The organism is Citrobacter sp. TBCS-14, assembly GCF_005280805.1.
Lineage (GTDB): Bacteria > Pseudomonadota > Gammaproteobacteria > Enterobacterales > Enterobacteriaceae > Citrobacter > Citrobacter gillenii.
The window spans coordinates 1-440 of record NZ_SZWM01001265.1; the positions used below are offsets into that span (position 1 = coordinate 1).

The 440-nt window shown below is 53.8% G+C and carries 1 protein-coding gene and 1 pseudogene; one reads left to right on the forward strand and one right to left on the reverse strand.

Annotated elements, in window-relative coordinates; translation table 11 throughout:
• Positions 1-84 precede the first annotated feature (84 nt).
• Positions 85-198 (forward strand): annotated as a pseudogene (locus FDX22_RS27275) (substrate-binding domain-containing protein); the annotation flags it as partial.
• A 112-nt stretch (positions 199-310) separates the two neighbouring features.
• On the opposite strand, the gene FDX22_RS27280 reads toward FDX22_RS27275, so the two are convergent.
• Positions 311-440, reverse strand: a 130-nt coding sequence (locus FDX22_RS27280) for a phage tail assembly chaperone (RefSeq protein WP_222592576.1), incomplete at its 5' end; no start/stop codon positions are given.

Consider the following 440-nt stretch of genomic DNA (forward strand, 5'->3'; position numbering starts at 1 on the left):
ACATCATCAATGAGGTAAATCCTATTATCTTACTGAATAAATGTCACTGAGTTGCTGCTGTTAATGCAGCCTCAAGCCCTGCAAACGGGTCCTTTCTGTGGTGGTGATATCATGGCGATGGGCGCGCTTTGCGCCGCTGACGAGATGGGCCTGCGCGTCCCGCAAGATGTGTCGCTGATTGGTTACGACAACGTGCGTAANGGGCTTTGCCTGTCGAACTCAATCCACATCAGAAGCTCGCTTGCTGTCATGGTCTGCCTAAGCTCAGAGAGCGTGCGCCCCATGCGGAGCGCAAGCGCCATCAGAAACTTTACGCCGGGGGTTGCGACTTTTCCCGCGCTTCGTCCGCGCTATTGATTAGGTCAAGCGCCTGTTTTAGCAGGCGTGAGTGAACGGGTCCGTAAATTTCACGTACCTGCTCTTCTTCATCGACGCTGAAC